This window comes from Kutzneria buriramensis (assembly GCF_003387475.1).
GTDB lineage: Bacteria > Actinomycetota > Actinomycetes > Mycobacteriales > Pseudonocardiaceae > Kutzneria > Kutzneria buriramensis.
On the sequence record NZ_QUNO01000005.1, the window covers coordinates 524,462 to 540,458 of the forward strand.

Sequence of the window (15,997 nt, forward strand, 5' to 3'; positions counted from 1 at the left end):
CTCACATGTGGGGAACGTCGTCGGGGATCTCGTAGAACGTCGGGTGCCGGTACACCTTGTCGCCGCTGGGCGCGAAGAACGGGTCCTTCTCGTCCGGGCTGGACGCGGTGATGTCGGCGGCCTTCACGACCCAGATGCTGACGCCCTCGTTGCGCCGGGTGTAGAGATCGCGGGCGTGCCGCACGGCCATCTCGTCGTCGGCCGCGTGCAGCGACCCGACGTGCACGTGGTTCAGACCCCGCTTGCCCCGCACGAAAACCTCGTACAGCGGCCAACTGTTCCTGCTCATACCACCGCCGCCTTCTTCGCCGCGTGGGCGATCGCCGCCTCGCGGACCCACTCGCCGTCCTCGTGCGCCCGACGCCGGTTGGCGATCCGCTCCTCGTTGCACGGCCCGTTGCCGGAGATCACGCGCTTGAGCTCGTCCCAGTCGATCGGGCCGAAGTCGTAGTGCTGACGCTCGTCGTTCCACTTCAGCAGCGGGTCGGGGAACGTCACGCCCAGCTTCTCCGCCTGCGGCACGCTCATGTCCACGAACCGTTGGCGCAGCTCGTCGTTGGTGTGCCGCTTGATCTTCCACGCCATCGACTGCGCGGTGTTGGGCGACGCCTCGTCCGGCGGGCCGAACATCATCAGCGACGGCCACCACCACCGGTTCACCGCGTCCTGCACCATGTCCCGCTGCGCCTGGGTGCCCCGCATCAGCGTCAGCAGCAGCTCGTAGCCCTGCCGCTGGTGGAAGGACTCCTCCTTGCAGATGCGGATCATCGCCCGCGCGTACGGGCCGAAGGAGCTGCGGCACAGCGGAACCTGGTTGCAGATCGCCGCGCCGTCGACCAGCCAGCCGATCACGCCGACGTCGGCGAAGGTCAGCGTCGGGTAGTTGAAGATGGAGGAGTACTTCTGCCGGCCGGAGATCAGCATCTCGGTCAGCTCGCCGCGGTCCGCGCCGAGCGTCTCAGCCGCCGAGTACAGGTACAGCCCGTGCCCGGCCTCGTCCTGCACCTTGGCCAGCAGGATCGCCTTGCGCCGCAACGAAGGCGCTCGGGTGATCCAGGCGCCCTCCGGCTGCATGCCGATGATCTCCGAGTGCGCGTGCTGCGCGATCTGCCGGACCATCGTCTTGCGGTAGCCCTCGGGCACCCAGTCCCGCGGCTCGATCCGGTGATCGGCCGCGATGGTGTCCTCGAAATGCTGCTCGAGATCGGTCATTTCGCCACCAGGGTCAACACGTCGTACTTGGCGACCGAGTCGCCGTTCTGGTTGGTCACGTCCGCGTCCCAGCGGACCTCGCCGTAGTCGTTGGCCTCGCGCGGGGTGATCTGCTTGGCGGTCAACGTCACGGTCAGCTCGTCGCCGGGGTAGACCGGCGTGAGGAACCGCAGGTTCTCCAGGCCGTAGTTGGCCAGCACCGGCCCGGGTTCCGGCGACACGAACAGGCCCGCCGCGAAGGAGACGATCAGATAGCCGTGCGCCACCCGGCCGTCGAAGAACGGGTTGGCCTTGGCGGCGTCCTCGTCCATGTGCGCGTAGAAGGTGTCGCCGGTGAACTCGGCGAAGTGCTCGATATCGGCCATCGACACCGGCCGCGGCCCGGCCACCACCGTGTCGCCGATCTTCAACTGCGCCAACGACTTCCGGAACGGGTGCACGCCGTCGACATTGCGGTCGGCGCCGGCGACCCACCGGTTGGTGACCGCGCTGAGCACCTTCGGGCTGGCCTGGACGGCGGTGCGCTGCATGTGGTGCAGCACGCCGCGAATGCCGCCCATCTCCTCGCCGCCACCGGCGCGGCCCGGGCCGCCGTGGATCAGCATCGGCAGCGGCGACCCGTGGCCGGTGGACTCCTTGGCGTCGTCGGCGTCCAGCACGAGCAGGCGGCCGTGCCACGGGGCGACACCGAGCACCACGTCCCGGGCGAAGCCGGCGTCGGCCGTGACGACCGAGCCGACCAGGCTGCCCTGGCCGCGCGCGGCCAGCTCGACGACCTGCTCGGTCGACGTGTACGGCAGCAGCGTGCTGACCGGGCCGAACGCCTCCACCTCGTGCGGCTGCGGCAGGTCGGCGTCGTCGGCGCGGAGCAGGACCGGTGACATGAATGCGCCCCTGGTGGCGTCAGCGTCCACCAGGTCCACCTTCTCGGCGTCGCCGAACACCACGCGGCCGGCCTCCAGCAGGCCCTTCAGCGAGCGCCGGACCTCCTCGCGCTGCTCGAGGCTGGCCAGCGCGCCCATCCGGACGCCCTCGGCCGCCGGGTTGCCGACCTTGACCTTGGCCAGCCGCTCCGACGCCGCCTCGGCCACCGCGTCCATCAGGTCGGCGGGCACGAAGGCGCGGCGGATGGCGGTGCACTTCTGGCCCGCCTTCACGGTCATCTCGCTGACCAGCTGCTTCACGTACAGGTCGAACTCGGTGGTGCCGGGCTTGGCGTCCGGGCCGAGGATCGAGCAGTTCAGGGAGTCGGCCTCGGCGTTGAAGCGGACCGAGCGGGACACGACCACCGGGTGCGCGCGCAGCCGCTGCGCGGTCGACGCGGAGCCGGTGAAGCCGACCAGGTCCTGCTCGGTGAGGTGGTCCAGCAGGTCGCCGGCGCTGCCCGCGACGAACTGGAGCGAGCCCTCCGGCAGCAGCCCGGACTCGATGATCAGCTCGACCATGCGGGCGGTCAGGTAGGCGGTCTGGCTGGCCGGCTTGATCAGCGACGGCACGCCGGCGACGAAGGCCGGCGCGAACTTCTCCAGCGGGCCCCACATCGGGAAGTTGAAGGCGTTGATCTGCACGGCGACGCCGCGCAGCGGGGTGTGGATGTGCTGGCCGAGGAAGGTGCCGGCCTTGCCGAGCGGCTCCACGTCGCCGTCCACGTAGACGGTGTCGTTGGGCAGCTCACGGCGGCCCTTGCTGGAGAAGCTGAACAGCACGCCGATGCCGCCGTCGATGTCGACCATCGAGTCGGTCTTGGTGGCGCCGGTGCGTGCCGACAGCCCGTACAGCTCCTCGCGGTGCTCGCGGAGCATGGAGGCGACGGTCTTGAGCAGGGCGGCGCGCTGGTGGAAGGTCAGCTCGCGCAGCGCCGGGCCGCCGACGCGGCGGCCGTGGTCGAGCGCGGCGGCGAAGTCGACGCCGGCCGAGGAGACCGTGCACACCTCCTCACCGGTCACCGCGTCGTGCAGCGGCTGGCCGTCGACCGTCGGCGTGTGCCACCGGCCGTTGACATAGCTGCGCAGCAGAGCCATCTCAGCACCTCTCGCGACCGAATTACTGACCGTCCGTTCGTTCACATGCTAGCGTGCGTGCATGGATGGGGAAACCGTGTCGCTCGACGTCGACGGAGCAGTCGCGACCATCACCCTGGACGCGCAGGCCACCCGCAACGCACTCACCGTGTCGATGAAGGAGGCGCTGCTGGCCGCGGTCCGCCGCGCCGCCGACGACGAGTCGGTCCGGGCCGTCGTGCTCACCGGCTCCGGCAAGGCCTTCTGCGCAGGTCAGGACCTTGCCGAGCACGCGTCGGCGCTGCGCGCGGACGCCGCGACCGCGCTGGACACCGTCGGCGACCACTACAACCCGATCGTGTCGGCGCTGGCCGGCATGCGCAAGCCGGTGCTCGCCGCCGTCAACGGCACCTGCGTCGGCGCGGGGCTGGGGCTCGCGCTGGCCTGCGACCTGCGGATCGCCGCCGAATCGGCCAAGTTCGCCACGGCGTTCACCGGCATCGGCCTGACCTGCGACTCCGGCCTGTCGGCGACGCTGGCGCGGGCCGTCGGGGCCGCCCGGGCCAGCGAACTCGTGCTGCTCGGCCAGCCTTTCACCGCCGCTCAGGCGCTGGAGTGGGGCGTCGTCGGCCGGGTCGTGCCGGACGCGTCGTTCGCGGACGAGGTGCGGACGCTGGCGTCGAAGTTGGCGAACGGGCCCACCGTCGCGTATGCCGAAGCGAAGGCGGCCTTGGCGGCGAGCTTCCAGCCGCCGCTGGCCGACGTGCTGGCGGCCGAGGCGGCGGCACAGACCCGGCTGGGCCTGACCGCCGACCATCAGGGCGCCGTGGAGTCGTTCCTGGCCAAGCGGCCGGTGGAGTTCCACGGCAAGTAGGTCAGTTCCAGGGGTAGAAGCCCCGCCCGGACTTGCGGCCCAGTTCGCCCCGTTCCACCTTGTCCCGCAACAGCTTCGGCGGGGCGAACCGGTCGCCGAGCGTGCGCTCCAGGTACTCGGCGATGGCCAGCCGCACGTCCAGGCCGACCAGGTCGGTCGAGCGCAGCGGGCCCATCGGATGGCCGTAGCCCAGCTCCATGGCCCGGTCGATGGACTCGGCGTCGGTGACGCCCTCCTCCAGCATGCGGATCGCCTCCAGACCGAGCATCACGCCCAGCCGGCTGGTGGCGAACCCCGGCGAGTCGCGGACCACGACGTCCGCCTTGTCGAGCAGGTGCACCCAGGCCAGCGCCTTGTCCCGCACAGCGTCCGAGGTGTTCGGGCCCAGCACGATCTCCACCAGCTTCGACACCGGCACCGGGTTGAAGAAGTGCATGCCCAGGAACCGGTCCGGGTGCACCAGCACCGCGCCCAGCTCGGCGATCGACAGCGAGCTGGTGTTGGTCGCGACCACGGTGTCGGTGGCGACCGCGAGCTCCACCGCCGTGAGCACGCGGACCTTCAGCTCCGGGGCCTCCGGGACGGCCTCCACCACCAGGTCAGGGCGCCTGGGCAGGGAGGAGATCTCCGTGACGAAGTCGACCCGCGAGAGCACCTGGGTCGGCGTGCCGTCGAGCTTGCCGCGCTCGGCCGCCCGGCGCAGGCCCGTCTCGACCCGCGTCAGGGCCCCCTTGGCGGCGATGGTGTCGCTCTCCACCACCGTCACCTCGGCGCCCACCGCGGCGAACACCTGCGCGATGCCGGACCCCATCCGGCCGCCACCGATCACACCGACCTGCACGTCAGACCCTTTCCACGAGCATTGCCACGCCCTGCCCCACTCCGACGCACAACGTAGCGAGCCCGCGCCGGCCGCGCTCGCGCTCCAGCCGTCCCAGCAGCGTGACCATCAGCCGCGCGCCCGAGCAGCCCAGCGGGTGGCCGAGCGCGATCGCGCCGCCGTCGGCGTTGACCTTCTCGTCGTCCAGCTTCAGCCGGCGGATCACCGCCAGGCTCTGCACCGCGAACGCCTCGTTCAGCTCGACGGCGTCCAGGTCGTCGACGCGGAGACCGGTTCGGGCCAACAGCTTCTCCGTCGCCGGCACCGGGCCGAGACCCATCACGTGCGGGGCGACGCCGGCCGAGGCGCCGGCGATCACCCGGGCGCGGGGCGTGAGGTTGTGGGTTCGCACCGCTTCCTCGCTGGCCAGCACGAGCGCCGCCGCGCCGTCCGAGAGCGGCGAGGAGGAGCCGGCCGTGACCACGCCGTCCCTGCGGAACACGGGTTTCAGCGTACTGAGCTTGTCCACAGTGGTCGACGGCCTGGGGCCCTCGTCGACGGCGAAATCGCCGACGGGGATGATCTCATCGGCGAAGTTGCCGTTCTCGATGGCTTTCAGCGCCCGCCGGTGGCTGCGGAAGGCGAACGCGTCGCTGTCCTCGCGGCTGATGCCGTCCAGGGCCGCGACCTCCTCGGCCGTCTCCCCCATCGACAGCGTGATCTGCTTGTCGTAGCGGGGATTGGTGAACCGCCAGCCCAGCGACGTGTCGCTCACCTCGCCCGGGCGCGCCCACGGCGTGCCCGGCTTCGCCATCACCCACGGGGCGCGGGTCATCGACTCCACGCCGCCGGCCACGACCACGTCCGCCTCGCCGGCACGGATCGCCTGCGCCGCCGACGCGATCGCCGTCAAACCGCTGGCGCACAGGCGATTCACCGTGTAGCCGGGGACGTGCTCGGGCAGTCCCGCCAGCAGGACGGCCATTCTGGCCACGTTGCGGTTGTCCTCGCCGGCCTGGTTCGCCGCGCCGAGGATCACCTCGTCGATCACGTCCGCCGGGACCTTCGATCGTCCGACGGCTTCGGCCACCGTGAGGGCGGCCAGGTCGTCCGGGCGCTGCGCGGCCAGCGCGCCGCCGTAACGGCCCTGCGCCGTGCGCACTCCGTCGACCAGGAACACTTCCGGCATGGCGGCTCTCCTCAGGACGTCTGCGCGCTATTATTAACCGGCCATTCGGTCAGTTCGCAAGGGTGGAGGCACACCGTGGAGCCAGCGCCACGCCGGGGTCGGCCCGGCTACGACCAGGAGTCGCTGCTCGCCGTCGCGGTGAAGGTGTTCAACGAGCGCGGGTATGAGGCCACCTCGATGGAGGAGCTGTCGCGCAAGCTCGGCATCACCAAGTCCGCCATATACCACCACGTCAGCAGCAAGGACGAGTTGCTGCGGCTGGCCATGGACCGGGCGCTGGACGGACTGTTCGGGGTCGCCGACGAGGCGCAGGCGATGGACGGCCGGGCCATCGACCGGCTGGAGCACCTCGTGCGCGGCAGCGTCGCCGTGCTCGTCGACCGGCTGCCGTTCGTCACCCTGCTGCTGCGGGCCCGCGGCAACACCAAGATCGAGCGGGCCGCGGTGGCCCGGCGCAAGGAGTTCGACCGGCTCGTCACCGATCTCGTCAAGCAGGCCGAAGCCGAGGGCGACGTCCGCCCCGATGTTGACCCTGCGGTGACCTCCCGCCTGCTCTTCGGCATGGTCAACTCGCTGATCGAGTGGTACAAACCCCGCTCCGGGGTCTCGATCGCTGACGCTGTGTGCACGATCGCGTTCGATGGGTTGCGAACCCGGTAGCCCAATCGGACGTTGCGGCCCTTTTCGCCGCGCCCCCATACTGAACCTCGGAAAGTGGTCTATACCACTTCGGCCGCCGCGCTGATTCCCTGCCGACCCCATGGAGGGTTGTTCATGCGCAAGAGGTTCCTGTTACCCCTGTTCGCCGCCGTGGTGGCGCTGCCCGTGCTGTTCGCCGGCACCGCGCAGGCGCACGGCTACACCACCAACCCGGTCAGCCGGTCGTCGCTGTGCGCCCAGGGCATCGTCAAGAACTGCGGCGACATCCAGTACGAGCCGCAGTCCGTCGAAGGCCCCAAGAACTTCCCGCAGGCCGGGCCCGCCGACGGCTCGATCTGCGCCGGCGGCATCGCCCGCTTCTCCCAGCTCGACGACCCCCGAGGTGGCGCCTGGCCCGCCACCAAGCTCACCAGCGGCGCCAACTACACCTTCACCTGGCACTTCACCGCCATCCACGCCACCACCGATTTCCGGTACTTCGTCACCCGCGACGGCTGGGACCCCACCAAGCCGCTCACCCGGGCCCAGCTCGACCCCACGCCGTTCCTCGTGTCCAACTGGGGCGGCAAGAGGCCAAGCGGTGACGTCTCCATTCCCGGCAAGCTGCCCGCCGGCAAGACCGGGCGGCATCTGATCCTCGGTGTCTGGGACATCGCCGACACCGGCAACGCCTTCTACTCCTGCGCCGACGTCACCTTCTGACCTCTGTGACGTCGGCCGGCGGTTCCTACCCGGCACCCCCTGCCGCCGGGCAGGAGCCGCCTCCTAGTACACCTGCACGCAGTTGATCGTGTGGCTCGCCTGCGCCTGATTGCCGTCCGAGACCGCCGTCAACGTCACCGTGAACTGTCCGACTCCCGGGCAGTAGAAGTACTGGCCGTTCGGGTTGAAGGCCATCTGCTGGCCGAAGGTGTCCGTCCAGTACGCCGAATCGTAGGAACCATTGATGTGTCCGGTGAGCCGGATCGCCACCCGATTCCCGAACGGCCCCGTCGTCGGCCCGTCGATGGTCACGCCCAGCGCCTGGTTGATCCCCAGGTTGGCGATGATCGCCGCCGCCACCACGGACGCCGCGATCCCGGCCACCCAGGCCCAGAACTTCCCGCCCATGGCCAAACTCCAAACGCCGAATACCGCCGTCCGGACCCGTTTTCCGGACACGCACCGCATTGGTCGCCCGACCCGGAACGGTCGTTAGCGGCTGCGACGGACGAACAACCCGAAAGGCCTACAACGGGTCTGAAAGCCCGAGGAACGAGGTCAGGCCGTGCCGGTGAGGATTTTCATGGCGGCGTTGTGGCCGGGGATGCCGCTGACGCCGCCGCCGCGTTGGGCGCCGGCGCCGCAGAGGAGGATGCGGGGGTGGGCGGTCTCGACGCCCCACGAGCCGGGGGCGTCGTCGGAGTAGGGCCAGGAGAGGTCCCGGTGGAAGATGTGGCCGCCGGGGAGGCCGATGGATTCCTCCAGGTCGACGGGGGTTTTGGCCTCGATGCAGGGGCGGCCGTCGGGGTCGAGCCAGAGGCAGTCCTGGATGGGCTCGGCGAGAACCTGGTTGAGGGAGGCCAAGGTGGCGTCGAGGGCCCGGGCACGGGCGGTGTCGTTGTCGGCGGTGAAGAGCCGGGCGGGCATGTGGAGGCCGAACAGGGTGAGGGTGTGGGCGCCGGGCTCCCGCACGATGGAGGGGTCGGTGAGCGAGTGGCAGTAGATCTCGCACGGGGGCAGCGAGGGGATCTGGCCGGCGGAGGCTTCGGAAAAGGCCTGGGCCAGTTGGGAAAAGCTCTCGTTGACGTGAAAGGTGCCGCCGAAGGCGTCATGGGGGTCGACGGTGGTGTCCCGGAGGCGGGGTAGGCGGCGGAGGATCATGTTGACCTTGAGCTGAGCGCCTTCGGCGGGATCGGGGGTCTCGCCGAGCAGCCGGGAGAGCTCGGCGGGTGAGGCGTTGACGAGCACGTGGTCGGCGTGCGCCACATGGGAGGTTTCCCCTGCCAGGTAACGGACTTCGCCGTCGGGAGTGATGGACGTGACGGTGGCGCCGGTCAGGATCTGGGCGCCGGCGGAGCGGGCGGCGTCCTCCAGGGCGGCGGTGACGGAGCCCATGCCGCCGACAGGGACATCCCAGTCTCCGGTGCCGTTTCCGATGACGTGGTAAAGGAAACAGCGGTTCTGGAGAAGGGAGGGATCGTCGGCGCCGGCGAAGGTGCCGATGAGGGCGTCGGTGAGGACAACGCCGCGAACGGTGTCGTCACGGAAGGTGCGCTCGATGACGTGCCCGATGGGTTCCTCGAACAACACACGCCAGGCTTCGTCGTCGTTGACGGCCGAGCGAAGGGATGCCCTGCCGGGCAACGGTTCCGTGAGGGTGGGAAACACCCTTTCAGCGACCCGACCGGTCATGGCGTAGAAGCGTTGCCAGGCGGCGAAGTCGGCTGGATCCACAAAGGACGAAGCGGTGCGCGAAGGGTCCTCGGTGTCGACGAGCAGGCCACGGTCGCCGACGGGCGTGTAGGAGGACATCCGCCGACGGAGCAGGGTGATCGGCAGACCGAGGTCGGAGATCACCTTGCGCGGCAACAGGCTCACGAGGTACGAGTAGCGCGACAGCCGGACATCGACGCCGGGGAAGGCCTGGAACGACACGGCGGCACCGCCGACGGAATCGAGACGTTCCAGCACGAGCACGGTCTTGCCGGCCCGAGCCAGGTATGCCGCGGCCACCAGGCCGTTGTGCCCACCACCGACGATGACGACGTCCACCCAACGGCTCCTATCCTGCCAACGAGACAACCCTGTCGTGCAGCCTGTCCAGATAGTCCTCGGACTCGGGCTTCATCAGCACACTGCGCAGCACCCGGGCCCCGTCGACATCGGCGACGGCGGCGATGCCGCGTGCGCCGAAAGCCTCGGCACCGGCACGAAGGGTGCTGAGGAACACCGGATCGTCCCTGTCGCCCATGCCTTCTCGCATCATGCGCTCGGACCCGGCGTCGATCGCGGACAGCGTGGGCTCGGCCGGGAAATAGGTGACGATGTCCAGCTCGGGCCGCTGGTACGGCACGAGCCGATCGGACTGGTCGATCAACTCGTGCCAACGGACGGCGGCCCGACGGCCGGCCGCCAGCACGGCGCCGAGACCGTCGGCGCGCAAAGGCAGCAGCTTGAGGGTCAGCCACAGCGCCGCGGCACCGGCGCCGGCGCGCGAGCACTCCAGGCTGATCTCGCCGAGGTGCAGCTCGTCGGAAGTGAAGTACGTGTACGGCGAATCGTGGACGTAGAAGCGGCCGACGGCGGGGTCGGCGAACAGGACGGCACCGCAGCCATACGGCTGGAGGCCGTGCTTGTGGGGATCGACCACAATGGAGTCGCAGTGCCGGATCGCCTGCCACGGCACGGGGTCGATACCCTCGGTGCCGGCGATCAGGCTGAAGAACCCGCCATAGGCGGCATCGACGTGAATACGGAAGTCGTACCGGGACCGCAGCGCCACGACCTCGTGCACCGGATCGACCACGCCGAGGCCGGTGGTGCCGGCGGTGACGACAACGGTGCCGACCTTTCCACTACGCAGCAACGACTCCAGGGCGTCAAGATCCATCTTGCCGGTGGCGTCGACCGGCACGGCATGACCGGCGACGCCGATCAGCTTGCACATCCGGGAGTGCGTGTAGTGACTGTCCACACTGTACGCGACGCCGCTATCGGGATGGATTTCCCTTGCCACGTAGAGTGCTTCGAGGTTGGCGATGGTGCCGCTGGACGTCAGGTGGCCGAGGTGGTCGCCGTAGCCGAACATGGTGGCCAGCTGCGCCACGACCTCCCGTTCCATCTTCGCAGTGGCGGGACCGCCGTCCAGGGCGTGATTGTTGGGATTGATCAGCATCGCCGCGGCGTAGCCGGCGATCGCCACCGGATGCGGCGGCTTGAGCATCTGACCGGCGTAGCGGGGATGGAAGAACGGGTAGTTGTCGCGCAACCGGTCCGCGAGCTCGTCGAGCGCCGCAGCGACCTCGCTGTCCTTGAGCGCCAACGAATCGTGCCGGGTGAACTCGCCGAACTCGGCGGCCCACGACTCGTGGTTGGCCAGCACGCGGTCCAGCCAGGGCCGCAGCTGCTCAGATGTGGTAGGCATACTCGCGGAACTCCCAATCCGTCACCCACTGCTCGAACCGGGCGACCTCGGCCCGCTTGAGCACGCTGAACGAGCTGACGAAGTCCTTGCCCAGCAAGGATTGCAGCGCCGAGTCGTCGTCCAGCGCGTCGAGCGCGGCGGTCAGGGACATCGGCAGCACGGCGGTGCGGTCGGCGTTGTAGCCGTACCCCTCGAGCGGCGCGGGGGGTTCGAGCCCGTCCTCGATGCCGAGCCGCATCGCGGCCAGCACGCCGGCGTGCACCAGGTACGGGTTGGCGGACGCGTCGGGCAGCCGCACCTCGATCCGGGTGCCGACGCCGCGGTCGGGCGGCACGCGGACCATCGCGCTGCGGTTGTCCAGGCCCCAGTCGATCAGCCACGGCGCGAGCGTGTCCGGCCCGAAACGCTTGTAGGAGTTGATGGTCGGGTTGGTCAGGGCGGTCAGCGCGGGCGCGTGCCGCAACACGCCGGCCAGCGCGTGCCGGAGCAGCGGACTCATGCCGTACTCGCCGGCGTCGTCGGCACCGAGGTTCTCGCCGGCGGCGTCCACCAGCGAGACGTGCACGTGGAAGCCGGACGCGCCGTGCTCGTTGAACGGCTTGGCCATGAAGGTGGCGAGCTTGCCCTCGCGCCGGGCCAGGTCCTTGACGGCGGCCTTGAAGCGGAACGCCCGGTCGGCGGAGTCGAGCGCGCCGGAGTAGTCGAGGTTGATCTCGAACTGCCCGGGGCAGTACTCGTGGTTGCCGCCGAGCACGCCGAGCCCGAGGTCGCGCAGGTTGCGGACGGTGGCGATCAGGTGGCGGTCGGGGTCGCCGCGGGTGCCGCTGACGTAGATGTTGCCGGGTTCCGGGGAATACGGGGCAAATCCGGCCCCGTCCGGCACGCACAGGTAGTACTCCAGCTCGGGCCCGACCAGCGGGCGCAGGCCCGATTCGGCGAGCCCGGCGACGACGCGGCCGAGCACCGCCCGCGGCGACTCGCCGCCGTCGCGCTGGTCGCCGATGCAGGTGGCCACGCCGGGTTCCCACGGCACCACCGCGAGCGTGTCCAGATCCGGCACGATCTCCATGTCCGGCAGGCCCGCGTCGAGCCCGCCGGGCACCGGCACGGTCTCGCCGAGCGGGCTGGTGTGGTAGACGGCGCGGCAGAAGGCGACGCCCCGTTCGACGGCGGCGGGCAGCTGCTCCACGAGCAGCTCCTTGGAGCGCTCGGTGCCCATCAGGTCCGGGAAGGCGACCCGGACCACGTCCACGCCCTTGGCGGTCAGTTCGGCCACCACGCGGTCGGCCTGCGCTGCCATCCTCCACCTTCCCTCGTTTGCTTCCGAACCATAGCGCCGTGACAGGTCGGCAACAAGAGCGATATCGTACGTATCCAAACGACCACCCGGGAGGCGGCACGTGAAGGGCTTTCTGCATCCGCGCACACCCACCGGCCGGGCGTCCGTGACCGCCGGCCCGCCGTGGCACTACGCCGGCGACCTGATCACCGTCGAGTACCGCACGGATCCGGCCAAGGTCGCCGCGCTGCTGCCGGAACCGCTCGCGCCGGCCGCGGAGGATCCCGGTGCGGTGGCGCTGATCTGGGCCGACTGGCAGGCCTGTTCGGACGGCGGCGAGGAGCTGCTGGACCCGGTTCGCTCGCAGTACAGGGAATGTTTCGTCGTCGTGCGCTGCCGGTTCGCCGGCCGGACGTACTCGCGGTGCGTGTTCATCTGGGTGGACAAGGACTTCTCGCTGGCTCGCGGGATCCACCAGGGCTATCCGAAGAAGATCGGGTCGATCCACCAGACCCGGCCGCATCCGTACGGGCCGGCGCCGCGGATCGAGGCCGGCGCGCGGTTCGGCGCGACCCTCGCGGCCGGCGACCGGCGGCTCGCCGAGGCGGTCATCGAGCTCACCGAACCCAGTCCGCACAACGGTTTCGTCAACGCGCACCCGATGGCGCACCACCGGCGGCAGCCGAACATCGAACCCGGCAAGCCGGACAGCTACTCGGAGCTGGTGGAGTCCGGGGCGGCGGCGTTCGAGGGCGGGCCGGCCTGGGCCGCGCGGGCCGAGCTGCGGCTGTTCGAGTCGCCGACCGAGGAACTCGCGGACCTGACTGTGGAGGAGCACATCGGGGCGTACTACCGGCAGGTCGGCGTGACCTGGAACGGTGGCACCGTGCTGGCCTGAGTCACTCCTGGACCAGGCAGAACGGATGGCCGGCGGGATCGGCGAAGACGCGCCAGTTCCGCCGGTCGTTCCCGGCGTCGAGCAGGGCGCCGCCGAGCCTGAGGACCTCGGCCTGGGCCTCGTCCAGGTCCGTGACGCCGAGGTCGAGGTGGAACTGCTGCGGACGCGAGGGATCCAGCCAGGTCGGCGGCTGGTGATCCTCGGCGAGCTGGAAGGCCAGCACGAGCCCGTCGACGTGCAGCGTGGCCCAGCGATCGTCGAGCGCCCACCGGGGGTCGGGCTGGTTCACGACGCCGCCGAGAAGTGCCTGGTAGAAGCCGGACAGGGCGACGATGTCGGGGCAGTCCAGCACGACGCATTGCAGCTTGGCGATCACGACGCCCCACCGTAGCGGAGCCCGTCGACGAGCAGGGCGAGCAGCCGGTCGGCGGTCTCGGGGGCGTCCTGGGCGGCCCAGGCGATGGCGCCGACCATGCGCAACACGTCCGCGTCGTCGGCGACGGCGGTGATCGCGCCGGCTTCGCGGGCCCTGGCCAGCAGGTCGGCCCCCACGGCGAACATCTCGGCGTGCCAACCGGCGACGAGGTCGTGGGAGAGGGCGGAGTTCATCACGGCGGCCGCCAGGCCGCGGTAGGTCAGGCCGTGAACGACGGCGGCGCGCAGCCAGACGGTGAGGGCGTCGAGAGGGGCGGGGTCGGGAGAGTCCGCGTGGCGAGAGTCGGCATCACCAGAGCCGGTACCGCGAGAGTCGACATCGAGCGGGCCGGCATCGGCGAGTAGCCGACGGCCGAGTTCCACCAGTTCCTCGATCTGCCCGGCGAGCACCGTCTCGATGAGGTCGAGGCGGGTGGGGAAATGCCGGTACAGCGTGCCGCTGGCCACGCCCGCCCGCCGGGCGATCTCGTCCAGCGAGGCGTCCGCGCCGAACTCCGCGAACGCGATGCGGGCCTGTTCGAGCAGCTGCTCGTAGTTGCGCCGGGCGTCGGCGCGCATCGGACGGGCCTTGTCCACTCGCGGGCTCCCTTGCTAACCGGGGACACAGTCCGTTACGGTCCAACCGGACCATGTCTCACCTTAACGGGGGCTCCCATGGCGCTGACGGCACAGGACCGGATCGACATCACCGACCTGATCAACCTGCACGGCCACCTCGTGGACGGGGGCGCGTGGAACCGCGTGGAAGACGTCTTTCGCGCGGACGTGGCGTATGACCTGGAGGACTTCGGGCTCGGCACGCTGCACGGCGTGGCGGCCATCAGGGAGGCGGCGCTGGCACTGGGTGAGGCGAACCCGGTCGGGCATCACGTGACCAACATCGTGATCACCGAGGGCGGGGAGAACGAAGTCCGGGTCCGATCGAAGGGAATCGGCATCAGCGCGGCGGGCACGGCCGGCAGCGTCGAGTACGACGACATCGTCGCCCAGACGCCCGAGGGCTGGCGGATCCGCTACCGCAAGGTGACCGCAAGGCGCAGAACAGGGGACCAGCCCGGGCCGCGAGAGGTGCTGGAACGCTGGCGACAGGCGGCGATCGACCACTCCCTCGCCAACCTCACCACGTTGTATGCAGTCGACGGAATCCACGAGTTCCCGTTCACGGCTCCCGGCCTCCCCGCCAAGCTCGAGGGCCGAGCCCAGATCACGGCCTGGATGACCGAAGCCTGGCGCGCCCCCTTCCGGTACCACCGGTTCCGCACGCTCGCCGTCCACGACACGGGTGACCCGAACACGATCGTCGTGGAGCAGGAAGCGCTGGGCACCAGCGAGATCACCGGCGACTTCACGCTGCCGAACCTGCTGGTGCTGACCACCCGCGACGGGCAGATCGCCCACCTCAAGGACTACGTCGACATCGCGGCAGCCGTCGCCGTCACGGGAGAGAGATCCACGTGGTCTTGAGGTCGGTGAACTTGTCCGACGCATGGGCGGACTTGTCACGGCCGTGGCCGGACAACTTGGTGCCACTGAAGGGAACCACCATGTCCCCCTCCTCGTAGCAGTTGACCCACACACAGCGCGGCACGGTCGAGCACGCACGTCACGAATTCGTCGGCGATGGCCCGGTGCACCAACAACCTCGACGCCGCAGTGCACATCTCCCCGGAGTCGAAGAAGATCCCCCACGCCGCCGTGTCGGCTGCGGCGTCAAGATCGGGGGCGTCGGCGAAGACGATGTTCGGCGACTTGCCGCCGAGCTCCAGTCACACCCGTTTGAGGTTGGAATCCGCCGAGTACCGCAGGACCTCCCGGCCGACCTCCGTCGACCCGGTGAAGGTGACGACATCGACGCCGGTGCAGCCCGAGGGCGCCGCCGGTCGCCGGGCCGGGACCGTTCACGACGGTGAGCACGCCCGCCGGCAATCCCGCCTTCGCTGCGAGTTCCGCAAGTAAAAGCGCCGATAGCGGCGACTGCTCGGCTGGCTTCAACACCACCGTTCGGCCGGCGATCAGCGCCGGCGCGAGCTTCCACGCGGCCATCGTCAGCGGGAAGTTCCGCGGCGACCACGCCGACCGGCTCGCGGGTGACCATCGCGAGGGTGTCCACGGTCGATGTGGTGACCTCGCCCGCGACCTTGTCCGCCAGCTCGGCGTACCAGCGGAAGGTGCGAGCCACCGCCGGCACCTCGATGCCGAGCGAGTCGCGAATCGGCTTGCCCATCTCCGGCGAGATGGTGCGGGCCAGCCGATCCCTGTCGGCGTCGATGAGATCGGCGAGCCGGTGCAGGACGTCGACCCGCTCACGGGCCGGCAGCCGCGGCCACGGCCCGTCGTCGAAGGCCTGCCGCGCGGCGGAGACCGCTCGGTCTACCTCGGCGGGGCCGGCCTCATCGACATCGGAACCTTGCCGTCCCGGGGTGAACGCACCTGCACGGCGCCCTCCAAACGCCTTGACCGGCCCGACCGAGCCAAGTACGTTTGGATGCAAACGATATTACGGA

At 70.1% G+C, this 15,997-nt stretch carries 18 protein-coding genes and 1 pseudogene; 5 read left to right on the top strand and 14 right to left on the bottom strand.

Annotation, left to right across the window (positions count from 1 at the left end):
- Position 1: 1 nt before the first annotated feature.
- From paaB to paaZ, 3 genes are read right to left on the bottom strand one after another with little or no spacing between them, the layout of a single operon-like run.
- Positions 2-289 (bottom strand): 1,2-phenylacetyl-CoA epoxidase subunit PaaB, encoded by a 288-nt coding sequence (gene paaB, locus BCF44_RS17610; protein ID WP_116175360.1) that lies wholly within the window; start codon positions 287-289, stop codon positions 2-4.
- On the bottom strand, positions 286-1,212 hold the full coding sequence (paaA, locus tag BCF44_RS17615) for a 1,2-phenylacetyl-CoA epoxidase subunit PaaA (protein ID WP_116175361.1): 927 nt from the start codon (positions 1,210-1,212) through the stop codon (positions 286-288). The genes paaB and paaA overlap by 4 nt, the downstream gene beginning before the upstream one ends.
- Positions 1,209-3,233, bottom strand: coding sequence for a phenylacetic acid degradation bifunctional protein PaaZ (gene paaZ, locus BCF44_RS17620; RefSeq protein WP_116175362.1), 2,025 nt, complete (start codon positions 3,231-3,233; stop codon positions 1,209-1,211). The genes paaA and paaZ overlap by 4 nt, the downstream gene beginning before the upstream one ends.
- Positions 3,234-3,294: 61 nt before the next feature.
- Here paaZ and BCF44_RS17625 point away from each other — a divergent pair, with 61 nt between their 5' ends.
- Positions 3,295-4,086 carry an enoyl-CoA hydratase/isomerase family protein gene (locus BCF44_RS17625; protein WP_116175363.1) on the top strand — a complete coding sequence of 264 codons (792 nt, stop codon included), beginning with the start codon at positions 3,295-3,297 and terminating at the stop codon, positions 4,084-4,086.
- 1 nt (position 4,087) lies between these two features.
- Here BCF44_RS17625 and BCF44_RS17630 read toward each other — a convergent pair whose 3' ends face one another.
- Together BCF44_RS17630 and BCF44_RS17635 are read right to left on the bottom strand one after the other, a co-directional pair.
- A complete protein-coding gene (locus BCF44_RS17630) occupies positions 4,088-4,927 on the bottom strand; it encodes a 3-hydroxyacyl-CoA dehydrogenase family protein (RefSeq protein ID WP_281283117.1) in 840 nt (279 codons plus the stop codon).
- Between the two features lies 1 nt (position 4,928).
- Complete coding sequence (locus tag BCF44_RS17635) at positions 4,929-6,095, bottom strand: thiolase family protein (RefSeq protein ID WP_116175364.1); 1,167 nt, start codon at positions 6,093-6,095, stop codon at positions 4,929-4,931.
- A 75-nt stretch (positions 6,096-6,170) separates the two neighbouring features.
- Between BCF44_RS17635 and BCF44_RS17640 the strand changes: the two genes are divergently transcribed.
- Both BCF44_RS17640 and BCF44_RS17645 read left to right on the top strand, forming a co-directional pair.
- On the top strand, positions 6,171-6,755 hold the full coding sequence (locus tag BCF44_RS17640) for a TetR/AcrR family transcriptional regulator (RefSeq protein ID WP_116175365.1): 585 nt from the start codon (positions 6,171-6,173) through the stop codon (positions 6,753-6,755).
- Between the two features lie 114 nt (positions 6,756-6,869).
- On the top strand, positions 6,870-7,457 hold the full coding sequence (locus tag BCF44_RS17645; protein ID WP_116175366.1) for a lytic polysaccharide monooxygenase auxiliary activity family 9 protein: 588 nt from the start codon (positions 6,870-6,872) through the stop codon (positions 7,455-7,457).
- A gap of 63 nt (positions 7,458-7,520) precedes the next feature.
- Here the strand turns inward: BCF44_RS17645 and BCF44_RS17650 are convergent, their stop codons facing one another.
- The 4 genes from BCF44_RS17650 to BCF44_RS17665 form a co-directional block, all read right to left on the bottom strand.
- A complete protein-coding gene (locus BCF44_RS17650) occupies positions 7,521-7,865 on the bottom strand; it encodes a hypothetical protein (protein ID WP_116175367.1) in 345 nt (114 codons plus the stop codon).
- A gap of 150 nt (positions 7,866-8,015) precedes the next feature.
- Positions 8,016-9,509 carry a phytoene desaturase family protein gene (locus BCF44_RS17655; protein WP_116175368.1) on the bottom strand — a complete coding sequence of 498 codons (1,494 nt, stop codon included), beginning with the start codon at positions 9,507-9,509 and terminating at the stop codon, positions 8,016-8,018.
- A 10-nt stretch (positions 9,510-9,519) separates the two neighbouring features.
- A complete protein-coding gene (locus tag BCF44_RS17660; RefSeq protein WP_116175369.1) occupies positions 9,520-10,881 on the bottom strand; it encodes a pyridoxal phosphate-dependent decarboxylase family protein in 1,362 nt (453 codons plus the stop codon).
- Positions 10,865-12,181 carry a glutamine synthetase family protein gene (locus BCF44_RS17665; RefSeq protein ID WP_116175370.1) on the bottom strand — a complete coding sequence of 439 codons (1,317 nt, stop codon included), beginning with the start codon at positions 12,179-12,181 and terminating at the stop codon, positions 10,865-10,867. Before BCF44_RS17665 ends, BCF44_RS17660 begins: the two co-directional genes overlap by 17 nt.
- 100 nt (positions 12,182-12,281) lie before the next feature.
- On the opposite strand from BCF44_RS17665, the gene BCF44_RS17670 reads away from it, so the two are divergent.
- Positions 12,282-13,058, top strand: coding sequence for an acetoacetate decarboxylase family protein (locus tag BCF44_RS17670; RefSeq protein WP_116175371.1), 777 nt, complete (start codon positions 12,282-12,284; stop codon positions 13,056-13,058).
- 1 nt (position 13,059) lies between these two features.
- On the opposite strand, the gene BCF44_RS17675 is transcribed toward BCF44_RS17670, so the two are convergent.
- Positions 13,060-13,434, bottom strand: coding sequence for a VOC family protein (locus BCF44_RS17675; protein WP_116175372.1), 375 nt, complete (start codon positions 13,432-13,434; stop codon positions 13,060-13,062).
- Positions 13,431-14,069, bottom strand: a complete 639-nt coding sequence (locus tag BCF44_RS17680; protein ID WP_211353056.1) for a TetR/AcrR family transcriptional regulator — start codon at positions 14,067-14,069, stop codon at positions 13,431-13,433. The genes BCF44_RS17675 and BCF44_RS17680 overlap by 4 nt, the downstream gene beginning before the upstream one ends.
- A 78-nt stretch (positions 14,070-14,147) precedes the next feature.
- Here BCF44_RS17680 and BCF44_RS56600 point away from each other — a divergent pair, with 78 nt between their 5' ends.
- Positions 14,148-14,957, top strand: coding sequence for a nuclear transport factor 2 family protein (locus BCF44_RS56600; RefSeq protein WP_211353057.1), 810 nt, complete (start codon positions 14,148-14,150; stop codon positions 14,955-14,957).
- Here the strand turns inward: BCF44_RS56600 and BCF44_RS59155 are convergent.
- The 3 genes and pseudogenes from BCF44_RS59155 to BCF44_RS59165 form a co-directional block, all read right to left on the bottom strand.
- Positions 14,929-15,039: a hypothetical protein gene (locus BCF44_RS59155; RefSeq protein WP_211353058.1), complete on the bottom strand. Its 111-nt coding sequence runs from the start codon at positions 15,037-15,039 to the stop codon at positions 14,929-14,931. The genes BCF44_RS56600 and BCF44_RS59155 overlap by 29 nt on opposite strands.
- A complete protein-coding gene (locus BCF44_RS59160; protein WP_211353078.1) occupies positions 14,993-15,259 on the bottom strand; it encodes an aldehyde dehydrogenase family protein in 267 nt (88 codons plus the stop codon). Before BCF44_RS59160 ends, BCF44_RS59155 begins: the two co-directional genes overlap by 47 nt.
- A pseudogene (locus BCF44_RS59165) lies at positions 15,204-15,984 on the bottom strand (aldehyde dehydrogenase family protein). Before BCF44_RS59165 ends, BCF44_RS59160 begins: the two are co-directional and overlap by 56 nt.
- Between the last annotated feature and the right edge of the window lie 13 nt (positions 15,985-15,997).

Bases quoted from the DNA above. Each gene is read 5' to 3' on its own strand.
- paaB (WP_116175360.1), bottom strand. From the start codon at position 289: ATGAGCAGGAACAGTTGGCCGCTGTACGAGGTTTTCGTGCGGGGCAAG.
- BCF44_RS17645 (WP_116175366.1), top strand. From the start codon at position 6,870: ATGCGCAAGAGGTTCCTGTTACCCCTGTTCGCCGCCGTGGTGGCGCTG.
- paaA (WP_116175361.1), bottom strand. From the start codon at position 1,212: ATGACCGATCTCGAGCAGCATTTCGAGGACACCATCGCGGCCGATCAC.
- BCF44_RS17665 (WP_116175370.1), bottom strand. From the start codon at position 12,181: ATGGCAGCGCAGGCCGACCGCGTGGTGGCCGAACTGACCGCCAAGGGC.
- BCF44_RS17660 (WP_116175369.1), bottom strand. From the start codon at position 10,881: ATGCCTACCACATCTGAGCAGCTGCGGCCCTGGCTGGACCGCGTGCTG.
- paaZ (WP_116175362.1), bottom strand. From the start codon at position 3,233: ATGGCTCTGCTGCGCAGCTATGTCAACGGCCGGTGGCACACGCCGACG.
- BCF44_RS17635 (WP_116175364.1), bottom strand. From the start codon at position 6,095: ATGCCGGAAGTGTTCCTGGTCGACGGAGTGCGCACGGCGCAGGGCCGT.
- BCF44_RS59155 (WP_211353058.1), bottom strand. From the start codon at position 15,039: ATGGTGGTTCCCTTCAGTGGCACCAAGTTGTCCGGCCACGGCCGTGAC.
- BCF44_RS17650 (WP_116175367.1), bottom strand. From the start codon at position 7,865: ATGGGCGGGAAGTTCTGGGCCTGGGTGGCCGGGATCGCGGCGTCCGTG.
- BCF44_RS17625 (WP_116175363.1), top strand. From the start codon at position 3,295: ATGGATGGGGAAACCGTGTCGCTCGACGTCGACGGAGCAGTCGCGACC.
- BCF44_RS56600 (WP_211353057.1), top strand. From the start codon at position 14,148: ATGGCGCTGACGGCACAGGACCGGATCGACATCACCGACCTGATCAAC.